This is a genomic window from Nostoc sp. LEGE 12447 (assembly GCF_015206985.1).
Taxonomy (GTDB): domain Bacteria; phylum Cyanobacteriota; class Cyanobacteriia; order Cyanobacteriales; family Nostocaceae; genus Nostoc.
The window spans coordinates 422,409-439,940 of sequence record NZ_JADEXT010000002.1; the positions used below are offsets into that span (position 1 = coordinate 422,409).

The 17,532-nt window shown below is 41.4% G+C and carries 14 protein-coding genes; 8 read left to right on the forward strand and 6 right to left on the reverse strand.

What is annotated here, in order from left to right; genetic code table 11:
* Positions 1-217: 217 nt before the first annotated feature.
* Together IQ274_RS04310 and IQ274_RS04315 are read right to left on the reverse strand one after the other, a co-directional pair.
* A complete protein-coding gene (locus IQ274_RS04310; protein WP_194141573.1) occupies positions 218-1,240 on the reverse strand; it encodes an isopenicillin N synthase family dioxygenase in 1,023 nt (340 codons plus the stop codon).
* A gap of 2 nt (positions 1,241-1,242) precedes the next feature.
* Positions 1,243-1,755 (reverse strand): 2'-5' RNA ligase family protein, encoded by a 513-nt coding sequence (locus IQ274_RS04315; protein WP_194141521.1) that lies wholly within the window; start codon positions 1,753-1,755, stop codon positions 1,243-1,245.
* A gap of 67 nt (positions 1,756-1,822) precedes the next feature.
* Here IQ274_RS04315 and IQ274_RS04320 point away from each other — a divergent pair, with 67 nt between their 5' ends.
* Complete coding sequence (locus tag IQ274_RS04320; RefSeq protein WP_194141522.1) at positions 1,823-2,386, forward strand: HD domain-containing protein; 564 nt, start codon at positions 1,823-1,825, stop codon at positions 2,384-2,386.
* Here the strand turns inward: IQ274_RS04320 and IQ274_RS04325 are convergent.
* Entirely contained in the window at positions 2,383-3,891 is a 1,509-nt protein-coding gene (locus tag IQ274_RS04325) for a BamA/TamA family outer membrane protein (protein ID WP_194141523.1), read from the reverse strand. The two genes, IQ274_RS04320 and IQ274_RS04325, sit on opposite strands and share 4 nt — an antisense overlap.
* 459 nt (positions 3,892-4,350) lie before the next feature.
* Between IQ274_RS04325 and IQ274_RS04330 the strand changes: the two genes are divergently transcribed.
* From IQ274_RS04330 to IQ274_RS36280, 4 genes are read left to right on the forward strand one after another with little or no spacing between them, the layout of a single operon-like run.
* The gene (locus IQ274_RS04330; RefSeq protein WP_194141524.1) at positions 4,351-4,818 is read left to right on the forward strand and encodes a DUF4870 domain-containing protein; all 468 of its coding nucleotides are present in this window, start codon (positions 4,351-4,353) and stop codon (positions 4,816-4,818) included.
* Between the two features lie 54 nt (positions 4,819-4,872).
* The gene (locus IQ274_RS04335) at positions 4,873-5,970 is read left to right on the forward strand and encodes a Gfo/Idh/MocA family protein (RefSeq protein ID WP_194141525.1); all 1,098 of its coding nucleotides are present in this window, start codon (positions 4,873-4,875) and stop codon (positions 5,968-5,970) included.
* A 7-nt stretch (positions 5,971-5,977) separates the two neighbouring features.
* The gene (locus IQ274_RS04340) at positions 5,978-6,223 is read left to right on the forward strand and encodes an HNH endonuclease (protein WP_163930912.1); all 246 of its coding nucleotides are present in this window, start codon (positions 5,978-5,980) and stop codon (positions 6,221-6,223) included.
* 35 nt (positions 6,224-6,258) lie between these two features.
* Positions 6,259-6,504, forward strand: a complete 246-nt coding sequence (locus tag IQ274_RS36280; RefSeq protein ID WP_228058025.1) for a hypothetical protein — start codon at positions 6,259-6,261, stop codon at positions 6,502-6,504.
* A 72-nt stretch (positions 6,505-6,576) separates the two neighbouring features.
* Here the strand turns inward: IQ274_RS36280 and IQ274_RS04345 are convergent, their stop codons facing one another.
* Complete coding sequence (locus IQ274_RS04345) at positions 6,577-9,294, reverse strand: DUF3536 domain-containing protein (protein ID WP_194141526.1); 2,718 nt, start codon at positions 9,292-9,294, stop codon at positions 6,577-6,579.
* A 526-nt stretch (positions 9,295-9,820) separates the two neighbouring features.
* On the opposite strand from IQ274_RS04345, the gene cax reads away from it, so the two are divergent.
* Positions 9,821-10,912 (forward strand): calcium/proton exchanger, encoded by a 1,092-nt coding sequence (cax, locus tag IQ274_RS04350; protein ID WP_163930916.1) that lies wholly within the window; start codon positions 9,821-9,823, stop codon positions 10,910-10,912.
* A 179-nt stretch (positions 10,913-11,091) separates the two neighbouring features.
* On the forward strand, positions 11,092-12,231 hold the full coding sequence (locus IQ274_RS04355) for a serine/threonine-protein kinase (RefSeq protein ID WP_194141527.1): 1,140 nt from the start codon (positions 11,092-11,094) through the stop codon (positions 12,229-12,231).
* A gap of 167 nt (positions 12,232-12,398) precedes the next feature.
* On the opposite strand, the gene gndA is transcribed toward IQ274_RS04355, so the two are convergent.
* Positions 12,399-13,829, reverse strand: coding sequence for an NADP-dependent phosphogluconate dehydrogenase (gene gndA / locus IQ274_RS04360; protein ID WP_012412521.1), 1,431 nt, complete (start codon positions 13,827-13,829; stop codon positions 12,399-12,401).
* A 217-nt stretch (positions 13,830-14,046) separates the two neighbouring features.
* Between gndA and IQ274_RS04365 the strand changes: the two genes are divergently transcribed.
* Positions 14,047-14,784 carry a Ycf66 family protein gene (locus tag IQ274_RS04365; RefSeq protein ID WP_194141528.1) on the forward strand — a complete coding sequence of 246 codons (738 nt, stop codon included), beginning with the start codon at positions 14,047-14,049 and terminating at the stop codon, positions 14,782-14,784.
* 466 nt (positions 14,785-15,250) lie between these two features.
* Here IQ274_RS04365 and IQ274_RS04370 read toward each other — a convergent pair whose 3' ends face one another.
* Positions 15,251-17,530 carry a DEAD/DEAH box helicase family protein gene (locus IQ274_RS04370; RefSeq protein ID WP_194141529.1) on the reverse strand — a complete coding sequence of 760 codons (2,280 nt, stop codon included), beginning with the start codon at positions 17,528-17,530 and terminating at the stop codon, positions 15,251-15,253.
* Between the last annotated feature and the right edge of the window lie 2 nt (positions 17,531-17,532).

Genomic DNA, 17,532 nt, shown 5'->3' on the forward strand with positions numbered 1-17,532 from the left:
TTTCAATTATAAACCCATTGACTCATACATTTTTTCTTCTCTCCCCAGTATTACCAGCAATTTTGGGGTTTCAATATAGAACGTAAGGTATTGCAAAAAGTAAAAACAGCTAGTTTTAATCCCTAATAGGGATTTTGATGAATTGCAATTGCAATAGCTACCATGTGTGTAAATTGTGGTTGAATCGGCATCAGCAAAGAAGAAATGGCTTAAAACCCTATAATACTGTTCGCCGCAATTCTGGAAAAACCTTAGACACCTTATTCAACACATAATCACCATAAGTTCCGCGAAAATCATGAATGTTAGCGTTATCCCAGCGATCGCCTATATTATCATTCGCTACTATATTATCTAATTCAATCGGCTTCACTTCTACATCGAAATTGGGATCGAAAAAGAAGGGGAACGAAAGGCGATGATTTTGGGACTGGTTTTGTACACGATGAGGCGTAGAACGATAGAAACCTCCCGTCATCTTGTCTAGCATATCGCCGATGTTACAAACAAAGGAAGCGGGAACGGGAGGCGCAGCAACCCAACTTGACTTGGATTTAACTTGTAATCCGCCTGAGTCGTCCTGTTTGAGAATAGTTAAAACGCCATAATCAGTATGTTCGCCAACACCCCATATCGAATTACCATCTGACGGTGATAAATTAGGAGGATAGTTAAAGATGCGAAACAACACTAAAGGATCTGAAGTATAACGGTCAGCAAAGTAGGATTCTTCTAATCCCAAACTTAGAGCTATACCAGTCATAAGAGTATGCCCCAAGTTTGTCATCGCCTCCATATATTCAAGCACTATTTCGCCAAATTGGGGCATGTCGGCGGGGAAGAGGTTTGAACCATGCATAGGAGTACCAGCTTGCACTAGTGGGTGTTCGTCTGGCAGTTCAGCGCCAAAGTAAATACCTTCTTTCAAGTCAGGTTTACCGGATGTCAGTTCGCCACCAACGGGAAAATAACCTCGCCATGCAATACCTGCCAAAGCCATACGAATTTTAAGTTTAGTTTCCAAATCCTGGGCGAAAAACTGGCGGCTGAGTTCTTCGAGTCGCTGTTGCAAATTTTCGTCTACACCATGTCCGATAATATAGAAAAAGCCCGATTCTCGACACGCTTGCCTAATCTGAGATGCGACGGAATGGAGATTTCCTTTTCGAGAAACCAAGGTGCTGATATCAATAATCGGGAGAGATGAAAACTCTTTATCCACAACTTGCAAGTTTTTCATGTTCAGCTTGGCAATATATATTCTTGGTTCCATACTATTTGCCTATTCACATCAGTAATCTTCAACAGATTTAGTTTTTCCACCATACAACAATAATCTAAATCTAACTGTTGTGCTTCTTCTAAAGCCTGTAAGTATTGAATCCGATTTTTAGAAAATACTCCTAGCGTTAGATGTGGAACAAAGGCTGTATTCTCTCTGCAATATTCAGCTAATATACTCGTATATAAATCATTGTGTAATTTTATCGCATTTTCTTTTCCTTCTTGAACCGTAAGGAACAGATATTCATCCCATGATTTTTGAAATCCCTGTAGATGAATAGGAAATTTTTTCCATGCACTCAGGATATTTTTAATATGAAGAGTAAGATGATCTTCACAGATAGCTCCGATTAGAGGAAAGACTAGGGTGATATGCGGTTCAATTAAATAAAACTGTGGGTCATATTTTTGCCTAAGTTCATTAATTTGCTGTGTGTTGATATTTGGATAATATACAAGTGCATAAGGCATACTTATTAATACTTTCTAAATTTAGGATAGCTGGATTATTCAAGAAGATTAATTGTGAGGATAAAAAATGGGTGCAGCAAAATTAACAGAAAGATTTGAAGCGGCGTTAGTCTATGCTAATCGTCTCCACGCTAACCAGACTCGTAAGGTTAGCGGTATTCCTTATATTTCCCATTTGTTGAGTGTGGCGGCGCTGGTATTGGAAATGGGTGGGAGTGAAGAGGAAGCGATCGCAGCTTTATTACACGATAGTATAGAAGACCAAGGTGGTAAACCCATTCGTGAGGACATCCGCCAACGTTTCGGCGAAACAGTTGTGGCAATTATCGATGGCTGTACAGAGTGGGATACACCACCGAAACCACCTTGGCAAGAGCGTAAGAATAGATACATAGAAAAACTCCGTCACGCTTCACCCTCAGTTCGGCGAGTTTCGCTGGCTGATAAACTACATAATGCTAGGTCTTTGCTGGCAGATTGGCGACAAATGGGAGATGTTATTTGGACTGAATTTAGCAGTGGTAAAGAAAAAACTTTGTGGTTTTACCAATCATTGGTGCAAGTATATCGGGAAACAGGTTCAGATGTGATGATAGAAGAATTGGAACGAGTTATCAGCCAACTATCTTAAAATCGCTGACCTGTAGTAACTTCAAATCTCACTTCTCCCTTGTCGCTAATTCCTAAGTCGCCTCGAATTAGCCCAAAGGGTGAGTTCAAGCGCAATCCTAAGCCGTAACCAAAGCCGCTTCCAGGTTTGTCTCGTAAGACTCCTGGTTCTCCTAACACGGTTTCGCTAGACCCAAAATCTGAAGCGAAGTCAGTAAAGACAACTCCACCTATTGATTGGAAAATTGGGAACCGATATTCCACGGAAGCTAATCCATAACTCCGACCACTGGCAACTTTACCATAACCGTAACCTCTGACAGAATCTATTCCACCAATATTAAAAGCATCGGCTGGTGGGAAGTCTCCAATAGTTGTACCAATTTGTAAATTAATCGCCAACATTTCTGGATTATCAGTTGGTCTACCATTACCTATCCAACTAACTGGGAAATACTGAATATAGTCTCCCCGTAAGCGGTTGCTGGAAATATTCCCCAGTCCAATGGGAATCGCTTGTTCTGTACTGAAGGTGAGGATTGAGCCTTGAGTCGGATTGTCTCGGCGATCGCGTTGATCTCTGGATACGGCAAATGATACTGTAAATAAGTCATCAATTCCAGTACCGCTCACAGATAGGGGACTCCCTAATCTATCGACCTGGACAACGTTATAGTCTTGATCGCGTAGGCTAATTCTGGTATAGTTGAGAGCCACAGATGTATCCCACTCATCAAAAGCTCGTAAAAGTGCCACAGAACCACCGAATCTTCCTTCTCGCACTTTGTCACCGTTCGCCAATCTGATATCTTCGTTGAAGGTTCCCGATGTATTGCGATTACGAAAACCTCTAATGCTATAGCCTAAGCGGTTTGGTTCTTCTGAACGATAACGACTAGTGAATTGACCATCAAATTGGACATCTTTAGTGCTAAACTGCAAAACTGTATCTAATTTATCGTTCAGACCGCTAACATTTTCATCTTTATAACCCACCCGACCGTATAACCCAACGTCATCGTTATTACCGCCTCCTAAGATGAGAGAAGGGAAGCTACGCTCTTTGATTGCATAAATGAGATTAACACTAGAAGCATCTTCTTTAGGGTAAACATTGACTTGATTAAATGACTCTAATCTCCTCAATCGTTGCAAGTCTGCTTGAAGTAAATCTTCACGGAATACCTGACCTGGTTTGAGTCTGAGCAAACCAATGATAAAATCTTTTTGAGTTCGCCCTTTGATTGGCAGACCTTTGTCATTAATAAAACGAATCTGGATATCTTTGACAATTTTTTGGGAAATTTCCAGCGTCTGGCTATCTCCCAAACTAACTCCTATATAATCACCATATTTGGCATACTCTCCCTCTACCTGGATCGTAGCTTCTGGTGTCATAATCCCACTAGCCCCGTCTTGAGTAGATGGTTGCGAGTCTGCAAGGGCCTGTGGATTTTTACCACCCACTAACATTACTGCGATGCCTACGGCGGCAAGCAACCCAACTACAGTTATTTGAACTCGCATATTGAAAATCCGTTAGTGTTATTAAGTTTACAGCATAGAGCGGATCTCTTGTGCGTAAGTTCTATATTAACCTTGCTATTGAGTATCCCAAAATCTGGTTGCTTGTTTCCCCAGTACTCAGTATAAACTGTCAGACTGTTTTCAAATTGCGATGACCTCCGGTCGGTCGGAGACCATCGCCTCCGGCAGGCGGTTACGCCATCGCTCAATGCCAAAAGAGGGTACAGTCTCAATACGGTTCGGTTAAAGGGAAAAGGTTTTGAATACATCCTTTACTCCTTACCCGCAACCCCATCCCCCAAATGCTTATCCAAACCGCATTGGGCACAGTCAGAGAAATAAAACTTCTTTCCGAAAACTATGACGGAGAAATACTCAGGTTTTAAGCTCATTTTTGGCTTTTTTGTAGATAATTAGAGTGGGTAATTATCTGGTAAATCCACCTACACATAAAAAGCCATGAGACAAAAACCTAAACAACAAATGCGTATATGGGCGGTGTTGTGTCATTTCTCGGCTTTGTTGGGATGGATATTATTGTTTTTTTTAGTATTTATTGGCATTCCTTTATATTTACCTTTAAATCTTTTAGCTCCCCTGATTATTTGGCACTTTAAAAAATCACAATATCCTTGGATTGATTTTCAAGGTAAAGAATCTTTAAATTTTCAATTTTCTTTAACATTATATACATTGATTGTCATAGCAATATCCTTAATTTTATTGTTAACTAGCTTTGTCATGGTGATGATTAATAATGGTTCATCCAATGAAATAAAAAATATTTTAGACGGCTTGCTAATTGTACTGATGTCATTAATTTTATTCAAACTCATACTACAATCATTTGTAGTGACTTTTGCATCTGTAAAAGCTTACAAGGGTGAGTATTATCGTTACCCTTTTACAATTAGAGTTTTGCGATAATTGTAAAATTTATTACGAACAATAAAAATCACATACAATATAGGGAAAAATTATATGATTGGAATTGCGATCGCAGGCACTGGATTTGGTCAAAAAGTCCACATCCCTGGATTCCAAGCACATCCTCAAACTGAGGTAGTTGCTGTCTATCATCGAGATATAAATAAAGCCAAAGCCATAGCAGAATCCCATAATATTCCACACGCCTCTGATTCTCTGGCTGATATTGTGGCATTACCAGAAGTGCAAGCAGTCAGTATCTCTACGCCGCCATTTTTGCACTATGAAATGGCAAAAACTGTACTACAAGCTGGGAAACATTTATTACTAGAAAAACCGACAACCTTAAATGCAGTCGAAGCTAAAGAACTTTATCAGTTAGCGAAAGCAAAAGGTGTAATTGCGACTGTAGATTTTGAATTTCGTTTTGTACCAGCATGGCAGTTATTTGCTGAATTACTATCAGAAGATTATGTGGGTGATTTACGCCTAATTAAAATTGATTGGTTAGGTTCTTCTCGTGCTGATACTTCACGCCCTTGGAATTGGTATTCTGACAAAGATAAAGGAGGCGGTGCATTAGGATCTTTAGGTTCCCACGCCTTCGATTATATTCACTGGTTATTCGGGCCAGTCCGGAGATTAAACGCCCATTTGAGTACTGCGATTCCTACACGAATTGACCCTGTTAGTGGAGAATCTAAGTCAGTAAATACAGATGACAACTGTATATTAACCCTGGAATTAGCAAATGGTACACCTTGCCAACTTTCTATCAGCGCAGTTGTTCATGCAGCAAGAACTCATTGGGTAGAAGTATATGGCGATCGCGGTACATTAATTGTAGGCAGTGAAAATCAAAAAGATTATATCCACGGCTTTCGTGTTTGGGGTTCTCAGCCAGGTAAACCTTTAACGGAAATAGAAATACCGAATCGGTTAATTTTTCCGAAAAATTATGCTGATGGCCGCATTTCGGCATTTATCCGCGTAGTAGATCAATGGGTGCAGGGAATTGAACGCAATCAGGAAATTACACCATCACTGCGGGAAGGAATTTATTCTCAGTTGTTGATGGATTTATCCCATGAATCTCATACAAAAGCAAGTTGGGTAGATGTACCTAGCTTGGAAAGATTTCTTAGCAACTAGAGAGAAAATGAGCAAAACTCCCCGTATTCGTATCCCGCCGGAAGTCAAGAAATATGTTTTTGAACGTGACAAATATCAATGCCAAAGCTGCGGTAAAACTACTACAGAAACTCACCTCAGCATTGACCATATCATTCCCCTTGCCCGTGGTGGTCAAAATGATATCAGCAATTTACAAACTCTCTGTCTTACCTGCAATCAGCAGAAAACAGATAATATTGACCCCCGCTTCCGGCGATATTTTCAGCATTAGGCTAAAATTGTGTGGGCTATTCGTTTCTTATTTCTATGCCTCTAAATCACAATAGCAATTACCGAAGATTCCCCAATATTAAAACTACAATTCTTTACCTCTTCACTTTTATGACTGTTTTAGTAATAGTCTTTCCCTGGCTATACGAGGTTAAAACTAAAGCTGGGATCGATATATCACGTAGCCGCCATGCAGGAACCTTTTTTGAGAAACATACATTTGGACTCTTCAGGTGTGAGTGGCTTTATCCCTACCATTGCGATCGCTCTCAGGCTAAGTAAAGAAAATTAAAAAGAGAAGGGGAAAATTTTCCCCTTCTCTCTGCGTGAGATTTTTACCGTGCGTCCCTACATTTATCCCAACTGATTGGAGATCGCACTAACATCAACGGCTAACTTCTTGCCCAACTTGAGCAACTGAAGACACTGATTATCTCCTTCATTCCCAACGCTAGTAATACACACCGGCGCTATTTGACTGTGCAGACAACTAAAGTATAGTTCCTGCGATCGCTGTAGGGAAATGTCAATATTTAGTTGATCCCCGACATCAATCAACCGCTCCAATAGTTGGATATCTGCATTAAAACTACCATTGGCATCGTGCAATAATTGCCAGAGCGATCGCGCAATTAACTGTTCTAACATCTGCTTACCGTCGGGAATATTCAGCCGACAACGCAGATGTTTTGCTTCAGTAGCGATCGCTTCCAATTCTAAGATGTGACTCCAACTCTTTTGGGGATCGGCAATATCTTGCTCTAGCGATCGCAATGTCATCAGACAGCGATGCCCTAAAGCAATATCTGCTGCTACCTGCAACTCTTGTGGTACTGCGATTTCATCTCGATGAAACGCCATCAGCACTCCATAATTATCACGGTAGGCTTGGGTATACAACTGTCCTAAGCGTGTCAGTGTTTCCTGACTAAGCAACCGCATAATCCGGTGGCGTTCTTCAGCAAATAGATTTTGTAAGCTGAAAGCTTCTTCGCCAAATAGCTGTGTCATCGCCAAGATAGTATGAGCCGCACTAGCTTGTTTTAGTGCCCCAAACAGCTTTTCTTTTAATTGGCTGTAGTCACGCCGCCCAGTAAATTGTTGAATGCAGCAGTGGAAATCCCAGCCTCCCAAATGCAGAACCGCAAATACCAAATGCTCACTTTCCCAAGTAATCTCTGATACCAGCTTTAAATTTCCTACAGCCAGAGTTAGCGATCCCATCCGTTGCAGTTGGTAATCTAGCTCATTGGCAGCATAGCAATAAACTTTTTTGTGGTAACGCTGAGATTGTTTGTCAGCAACATCTTTTCTAGGCAAAGAATTGTGCGTCTGTGATGGTTTCTGATTGGTAAATAGGGAAGTAATGGCGTAATGGGATGCTACTTGCTTAAAGCCAAGCTGGGCAGTTAACACGAGTTGCCGATAAATTTCTGCACCGTGTTTGAATTCATCGACATTACTGGGGGCTAAACCAAGACGTTTGACAAAGCCTTTTTCTAACTGTACGCCAGCCACTTCCCCTGCCAATTCCAAAGCACGGGCGGCGTAGCGCAGAATTTGCGTCCCCTCTGGACGGGAAATTTCTTCAAAAAACCAACCACAACTAGTAAACATTAACAAAGCGTGACGCTGCATTTCCAACAGGCGCAGAGCGTCTACTTGTTCGGCTGCTGTTAGTTTGTGGGTTTGATGACGGGCGAGGAAACGGTTGACATTGGTAGCAGAGCGATCGCGCATTACTTGGATATATTCATCTCGTGTTTGCCAGGGATCGCGAAATAACTGCCTACCATGTTCCTCATAAACCTCAGTTAGCTGATCGCGCAGCCAATTGAGGGCATCCCGCAAGGGACGACGCCATTTTTGATGCCAAACACCGCCTTCACCACCGCAACCACAGTCATCCTCCCATCTGCCGACACCGTGGGCGCAACTCCAGGCTGTGACTGACTTCAATTCCACTTCCCAACTGGGAGAATTTAAGCTCAGGTAGTGGGCGAAGTTCGTTACCGTCCAACCCTGTTGAGGAAACTCTTTGGTAAAGGCGTAGGCTAAAGTTTTTTCTGTTCCCTTCTTGTGATGTCCGAAGGTTTCCCCATCTGTCGCCACCGAGATTAACTGTGCCAGACGATGATCCCCACGGACTGCGGAACCGATACGTCCGGCAAAGTGACTGGAGTTATAAACTACATCACTAAAACCCATGTCGCGCGATATCGGGCCATCGTAGAAGAAGATATCAATGTAGGGTAATTCTTCTGTACTACTATCGTTGGGGCTAGTGGCGATCGCACTCAGAGGTGATGATGAAGTATCGAGTGTGGGCTGCAAATAACAACGATAAGGACGGGTGGAATCAATCTGACTACCACCGACTTCGATCCATTCAGGATGAGGATGATCTGGAGTAGGGAGGGGGCGGCAACGCAGTGCTTGAGACGGTGCAAGAACAATGAAGCGAATACCTTCAGCAACAAGGGCTTCTAGGGTGGCGTAGTCTACAGCAGTTTCCGCTAGCCACATCCCTTCGGGATCGCGTCCAAAGCGGGAGCGGAAGTCTTCTTTACCCCAGCGAATTTGAGTATATTTGTCGCGTTCATTCGCCAGAGGCATGATGATGTGATTGTATACTTGCGCGATCGCATTACCGTGACCATGTAAGCGTTGGCTACTTTTGGCATCCGCCTCTAAAATACGCTGATAAACTTCCACATCGTAGCGTTCTAGCCACGACATCAGCGTCGGCCCGATATTAAAACTAAAATACTCGTAATTATTGACGATCCCCACCACTTCGCCTTGGTCATTTAAGACTCTGGCAAAGGCATTCGGGCGATAGCATTCCCAATGAATCCGCTCATTCCAGTCATGGAAAGGTGCAGCGCTCGGTTGGCGTTCAATTGCGTCCAGATAAGGGTTTTCCCTCGGTGGCTGGTAAAAATGACCATGCACCGTCACATAAACACCATTAGCCTTTCTCAGGGGATCGGTTTCGTAAGCGTTTTTGGGATCTGAATGTAATGTTAACGTTGAGCCAGAGCTAGCTGGCATTTCAGCAGCAGAAGTCATGTATATTTATCCAAAACAAAAAACTTGCAGTTGCACCGAAAACATTGTGCGTAAACCTTTCTACAATGGTTTTCACACAAAATCCGGTATAAACAACAACTATGGAATCCAACCAAATTTTTGACAAAGCGGTTTTATTGTAGTGGGAAATCTGCGTTATCGCACAGCCCTTTCCCTGAAGGCTCAAAGTAATTAGCCATTGAAGAAGGCCTCAGTTAGGGGTTTTCTCGTTAGCAGCGCCAATCAAAATTTTAATTGTCTTTTAATATATTAAACCCCATTGTTGGTGTAATATTTTGGCTCAAATTCATAGTTTTGCAACAAAAGATTACAAAAACTCCTTAAATCGCAATCTTATTTTACATACGCTGTAGTGAACTGAAAACAGTACAATTTCTGAATTGGTCTACAGGTGGTTGAGAGTATCCTATGGGAGTGATGAGTGAAAGTAATTTTTAATTCAACACTCCAAATTTAAAATTTAGGATTGCTCGCTGTGAATGATACCCTCAACCCAAAACAACAAATGTCAACCAAAAACATTATTCTTTTCGTTTTATTACTGTTTATCCCAGTTTCTGTAGCAGCCCACTTTCTAGAGTGGGGAGAATTGATAGTTTTCATTACAGCTGGATTAGCAATCCTGCCCTTAGCAGCTTGGATGGGTACAGCCACAGAAGAAATTGCTGTCGTAGTGGGGCCGTCATTGGGGGGCTTGTTAAACGCCACCTTTGGTAATGCAACAGAACTAATCATCGCCCTAGTAGCGCTGAACGCTGGGTTAATAGATGTCGTCAAAGCCAGTATCACGGGATCGATTATCAGCAACTTACTACTGGTAATGGGTTTTTCCATGCTTTTGGGAGGACTGCGCTACAAAGAACAGACATTTCAGCCAATTGTGGCGCGGGTGAATGCTGCTTCGATGAATTTAGCAGTGATTGCCATTTTGATGCCAACGGCGATGAATTATACCTCTCAAGGAATTAACGAACAAACACTGCAAAATCTTTCTATTGCTGTTGCTGTAGTATTAATCCTGGTTTATGCCCTAACGCTGCTATTTTCAATGAAAACCCACTCTTATTTATATGACGTGGGTGTAGCGGAGATAGAAGAAGAGGAAGCCCCTCATGCTAAACCAAATATGATGTTGTGGGTTAGCGTGCTATTAGTATGTACTTTGCTAGTGGCACTTGAGTCAGAAATGTTGGTCGATTCTCTAGAAGTGGCCACATCTCAGCTAGGTTTAACAGCGCTGTTTACAGGGGTAATTTTGGTTCCCATCGTCGGTAACGCAGCTGAACACGCCACAGCAGTCACCGTGGCGATGAAAGATAAGATGGATCTTTCCCTTTCTGTAGCTGTGGGATCGAGTATGCAGATTGCTTTATTTGTCGCGCCCGTGTTGGTAATAGCAGGGCGGATATTGGGTAAACCAATGGATTTGGATTTCAAACCCTTTGAATTAGTTGCTGTGGTTGTGTCAGTGTTGATTGCAAACAGTATTAGTTCTGATGGTAAATCCAATTGGCTCGAAGGCACTTTGTTATTAGCTGCTTATACAGTATTAGGCTTTGCCTTCTACTTCCATCCAGTTATGGAAGGTATGGGGTAGTTTAGCAGTGCGTAGGCGTAGCCGTCGTAGCCATTGCTCTTGATGATTTTAGATTCTTTTGATTCATCATTCCTCCACCCGGTTTTCCCTCTTCTGCATGACACAAATCCAAAATCTCTTAATTACACTCTTTTGCCTGGGACAGGAGAAAATAAGAACATATAAGAGCGATCGCCTGTATGAGCTACTGCCTTAATCCCCATTGTCCCAAGCCTGAAAATCCTAATGATGTCAAGTTTTGCCGGACTTGCGGTTCTAAGTTACTCCTCAAAGAACGTTACCGTGCTATCAAACCAATCGGACAAGGTGGTTTTGGCAGAACCTTCTTAGCTGTGGATGAAGATAAACCCTCAAAACCACGCTGTGTAATTAAGCAATTTTATCCCCAATCCCAAGGCACTAACACTCTTGCAAAAGCTGTAGAGTTATTTAACCAAGAAGCGGTGCAGTTAGATGAATTGGGTAAACATCCCCAAATTCCCGAACTCCTGGCATATTTTACCCAAGAAGACCGTCAGTATCTTGTACAAGAATTTATTGACGGGCACAACTTAGCCCAGGAATTGGCACATAGAGGTGCTTTCAATGAAACGCAAATCCGGCAACTATTAAATGATTTATTGTCAGTTTTACAATTTTGTCATGCTAGACACGTAATTCACCGTGATATTAAGCCAGAAAATATTATTTTACGTAGCGGTGATAGCAAACTAGTATTAGTAGATTTTGGTGCAGCTAAATCTGCCATTGGCAACGCCTTAAATCAAACTGGTACTAGCATTGGTAGCCCAGAATATGTTGCCCCTGAGCAAATGAGAGGTAGGGCTGTTTTTGCCAGCGATATTTACAGCTTGGGTGCTACCTGTATTAATTTATTAACTCAGCGATCGCCCTTCGATTCTTATGATATCAACAACGATACTTGGGTTTGGCAGCAATATTTGAAAACTCCTATTAGTAATCAGTTGAGCCGCATTCTCAACAAAATGCTAGAAAGCATTCCCATTCGGCGTTATCAAACAGTAGATGAAGTTCTTAAAGACTTAAATCAACATTCGCAAGTAGCAGCCACGCCAGCGATAAAGCCAAAGCCTATCCCTCAATCACCACCCAATTCTCCACCCGCTTTTGTATCGCCATCTCCTAGTCAAATCGATCTAGAATTAGAGGAAATGAAAACTCAATTTATGGGTGGCAACAAACCTCAACCAAATAAAATACAATCACCAACCCCTACATCTCAGCCAACGAGTACAAACGAAATAGATCAAGAATTAGAAGAATTAAAAGCCAAATATCTTGGTAATAATAATCCTTAAAATCAATAAACAGTAGAGAATTGCTATTATCCTCCTCTCTTCCTCTGCGTTCTTTGTGCCTCTGCGGTTCTATAAAAAAAGTGGCTCTGAAACTCAGAGCCACTATTAAATCTGTATTTTGAAACTGACTAACCTTTCACAATATTCTGATACAGATGTGCAAAAGCTTACTTACCAGCTTCAGCAATAGGTACCCATTCAGTATGGAAACTTCCGGGCTTGTCAAGACGCAGGTAGGTATGTGCGCCAAAGTAGTCGCGTTGTGCTTGAGTTAGATTTTGAGGCAAGCGATCGCGGCGATAGCTGTCAAAATAATCCAAGGAGGCGCTAAATGCGGGTACTGGAATTCCTACTGTTGCAGCTGTCGCAATCACTTCCCGCCAAGCAGTTTGTCTGTCAAGAATTGTCTGCTTAAATTCGGGAGCCAACAGCAAGTTAGGCAAAGCTGGATTTTCGCTAAAAGCCTTCTTAATCTTATTCAAAAAGCGAGCGCGAATAATACAACCACCTTTCCAAATCCGCGCCATTTCGCCCAGATCCAAATTCCAGTTATATGTTTTTGAAGCTGTGGATAGCAACGCCATCCCTTGAGCATAAGAACAGATTTTTGAGCAATAGAGAGCATCGCGTACTTTGTTGATAAAGTCCTTAGTTTGCCCGTCATACTTGCCACTGGGGCCTGTGAGGACTTTAGATGCTGCAACCCGCTCATCTTTAATCGAAGATATAATCCGGGCATTAACTGCTGCTGTAATTGTGGGAATAGCAACTCCCAATTCCAACGCAGTTTGCACAGTCCAGCGTCCAGTTCCCTTTTGACCGGCTGCATCAACAATCAAATCCACCAGGGGTTTATTTGTTTCTGGGTCAATATATGGGAAGATATTCTTCGTAATTTCAATCAAAAATGAATCGAGTTCATCGGTGGTATTCCATTCAGCAAACACATCATGTAGCTGACTGGGGTTTAATCCAGCGACATTTTTCAGCAAGTCGTAGGCTTCAGCAATTAGCTGCATATCGCCATACTCAATGCCGTTGTGTACCATTTTGACATAGTGACCAGAACCACCAGGACCAATGTAGGTTACACAAGGGCCATCATCGACTTGGGCAGCAATTTTGTTGAAAATTGGTGATAGAAACTCGTAAGAGCTTGTTGTACCTCCAGGCATCAGAGATGGGCCATTCAGCGCCCCTTCTTCACCGCCACTGACACCCATACCAAGATACCGAAGCCCAGCGGGTTCTAATTCCTGAGTGCGTCGTTCCGTATCTTCAAACCAAGAGTTGCCACCGTCGATAATGATATCGCCTTCCTCTAACAAGGGTTTGAGTTGAGCAATCACCGCATCCACTGGTTTACCAGCTTGCACCATTACTAGGATTTTGCGGGGACGTTCCAATAAGGCAACGAATTCCTCTAGAGTAAAGGCGGCTTTGACGTTCCGTCCTGTAGCACGCTGCGCCATAAACGCATCCGTTTTTTCTCGGGAGCGGTTGTAAACTGCAATTGGGAAGCCATTGCGCTCTACGTTTAGAGCGATGTTCTCACCCATAACGGCTAATCCAATCACACCAAAGCTTTGTAGTGTCATAAAAAATTTCTGGCTAACTCTCTTGCAGATCCTTTTACTTTAAGGGTAGTCCGATATTTTCCGTTCTCCCCTAAAGAAGACCTTAAGAGTTGAATAAAGGGCAAAAATCCACAACTAACACGGCTAATTAATTTTAAATTGTATCTAAATCAACAATTGACTGACAAAATTTGCAAAATTGAAATAGTCAAAGGACGCAGTAAGGAGTAACCAAATAATGCTGGCATTTGTCCTAGCTTTGGTGGTCGGTATTGGTAGTTTAGCCATTTATATAGCAGCTTTCTTTTTTCCAGAAATCCATCGCAAGAATGACTTTATCTGGAGTGGCGTAGGGCTATTCTATGCTTTAGTCTTATGGGTGTTTGCACCACGCATTACTGGAGGTTTGTTGCTGGGTCATGTGGCTAGTGTGGCTCTTTTGGTCTGGTTTGGCTGGCAAACTCTATCATTACGTCGCCAACTGACCCCCCAGGCACAACAAACCCAAGTACCCAGTCCTGAGACAGTGAAAGCTGGAATTCAGGAACAGGTAAATAAATTGTCCCTTCAAGAACGGCTGGCCCAGTTGCAAAAAGGTCTGGGTAGCACCTTCAGTGGCGCGAAAGATAAAGTGCAACAGACTGTGAGTAAAAAGACATCCACAACCCCCAAACCAGAAGACATTACCTCTGTACTATCAGAGAAACCTGCTGTTGAAATTATTGACAAAACTATTGTCATACCAGAAAAACCAGCAGAGGAGACAGTTACTACTGACATTGAAGCCAAAACCGAGAGTGTACCAGAAGCGATTCCACCACATCCCCCATCTCCTGAATTAGTGGAAGCAGCGCAACCAGATTTTGAAATTGAGGATAAGCAACCGATTCCTGTAGAAGAAATTGCGCCGGATGCGGTACTGGCTCCCCCGGCGGAAGCACCACCTGAAGAAATACCGCCTAATCAAGGTAGTTAAATTCTGTGAAACCCAGTGTTAGCCTAATATAATGTTGGGTTTCACTATTTCCATCAGCAAGTTCTGGGTTTACCTCAGTAAATGCGAATGTAACTTTATCAACTATCTGTTGCTGCTTTTTTTCTGCTAATGCCTTCGCTAAAACAGCAGCTTCAAAATAATCATGGTTATCGAGATTTAAAATCTATATTTAAAGATGTGAACGATGAATAGATTTTTGAGTTGTCCAATTTAGACTGTTTCTCTTTCTGTAAAATGTATTCTTACAAAATCTGCAAAGTAAAGTATATATATGTTTCAACAGAAAGCCATTGCTGTTTAGCTTGTTGTGCAAGATACTGTTCTAATTCTGGTGGCAAGTTCAGGGTTAAGGTCATAAGTCTCTTTTGAGTGACACCATACATTTTAAACCTGCCAAACCAGAAAATTTCAGATTACCTACGGATACAAAGATATCCCTAGAAGGCTATCGTCTTGTATTCTCCTTACGGGTTTTCTCTACATGGGCTTTACGTGTCAGCAATTGCAGATTATCTATTGTAGTTAAACCACCTTGAGACATAGGTTTAATGTGATCAATTTGGAAATCTCTCCGCATCTGACTTTTAACTCCACTGATTGCACAAGTTATAAATCCTTTTGCATCTGTGTGCTTGGTGAATACAGCATTTTTAATTTTTCTGTACTCAACAATATCTCGCTCTTTGATTTCATATAGAGTTAACTTTTCTATTGGTATAGTGTCAGGAATTACAGTAGGTAATGATCCGACTACATCATCACCATATATTTCTGGGTCTGCAATCTTCATAATTTCAATAGCCAACTGCTTCATGAAATATAGCTTATTGTAACTGAATAGGACTTGCCAAAAAGACTTTTCATCATTCCAAAGTGATTTGATATAGTCAGCCTCTGCTTTACCGCCTAAAGAATTGTCATAGATATGCCTTGCTACAATAGATAAATCACACTTTCTTCTCTCACTAAAGGCTAAGAATTCTGGTTTTTGTTCCTTGTGAGCATAGAAACGTAAGATATTTTTTACATCTTCATCTCTATAGCCCAGTAGAGTTTGATAGTCAGAAAAATAAATTTCCTTTGCAATTTTCAAAAGAAATTCAAGTTCTACTTGGGTTAAGATTTCCCTATCTTGTAAATCAATACTGTGAAATATAATTTTCAAATCCTGTACAAAGTTGTCGTATGCCTCTTCTGTGTCGTCATATAACAACACATCATAGTTGGTAGGCTTAGGCTCATATCCTTCAGATGGTTCAAGAATGGAAAAACGATAAATTCCAAGAGGAACTCTTTTCAAAAACACTAATTTTTCTAACCCAGTAGTATCAATTGATTCATCCATGATGCGGGCGAATTCCTCGATCATCTCAATAGAGATTAGCCGAGCAGTTCTATTAGCTGATGGAATATCTTTCTCAATAAATTCTGCATCATCTTCAAAATGAAGCTTTTCTGGATTAACCCAGTTAATTTTGTCTTCCCAGTTATCAATAAAACTTACTACATAGGCTTTTTCTGTACCACCTGCTTTTTGTCCGCGTAAAGCCCGCCCTATCATTTGTGTCATTAATATTGTAGATGCAGTAGGTCGTGTAAGAAAAACAGTTTGTACGTTAGGTAAATCTGTCCCCTCAGTTAATATTTCTACATTGATTAATACTTCAAGCTCTCCATTTCTAAATTTTTGGATTTTCCCTTTATTGTCTGTTGCAGCAACTGTAGTACCTGTAGCTAAATCTTTAACCGAAGATACAACATAATCAGAATTAATTTTTTTATCTGTAAACAGCTTGTTTAGCGCAATTGCGTGTATGACATCGATTGCAAAAATCAGAAGAGGTTTGTACTTTTCCCGATTATTGATATAATGATCAACAATTATTTTGTTACGTTCATAAGATTTAGCAATCTCCTCAGCAATCTCTTTTGGCAGTTTGTCAAAGTCTTCAATATTTTTGATTTCCCTGGCTGTCAATTTTTTCTTTATCTCTATCTTCGTTTCTAGGTTTTCAAAAATCGGTTCAGCAAGGATTCCCTTAGCGATTAAGTTTCTCAGGTGTTCTGAAAAAATAATATCTTTGGGAAAAACTAACTTTAGCAAACCCTTCTCACTCTCATCTGTTCTGAAGGGAGTAGCTGTTAGCCCCAACATTTGAAAGCCATTATCATGACCTCGCTTCATTAGATTATCTTTGACAGCATTAATCAATTTACGATAGGTCTTAGCTGTTGCATGATGCGCTTCGTCTACAACCAAGAGAACTTCCTGTAAGTGACCGACCCAGTTTTTCAACAAGTAATCAAGCCCACTGTTTAGACTATCTTTACTGGCAATGATAATGTCATCACTGGGTTCAATGTGTACAGGTCGTCCGTGTTTAGGATGACCTGAGATAATACGATATCTAAATCCTGATACATTACTCACTAATGACGAATAAGCACTAAGTCGAACTGTTTCAAGTGCTTGGTCAAGTAGTTCATGACGATGAGCAATCCACAGAACCTTTTTTTTGTTGTTAATAAAATTACGTAGTAGCCAGTGAACTGCTGTTAAAGTTTTTCCGCCACCTGTGGGTAGAACTAGCAAGCCTTCAAAGGCATCTTTATTAGTTTCATTCAGTGCTTTAATTGCTTCGTTCTGATGAGAGTATAGCTCTTTGGGAGTCTCACCCCTTTTAACTTCGATTAGACCTGCATAGGTAACTTCAACGGTTTTCATAA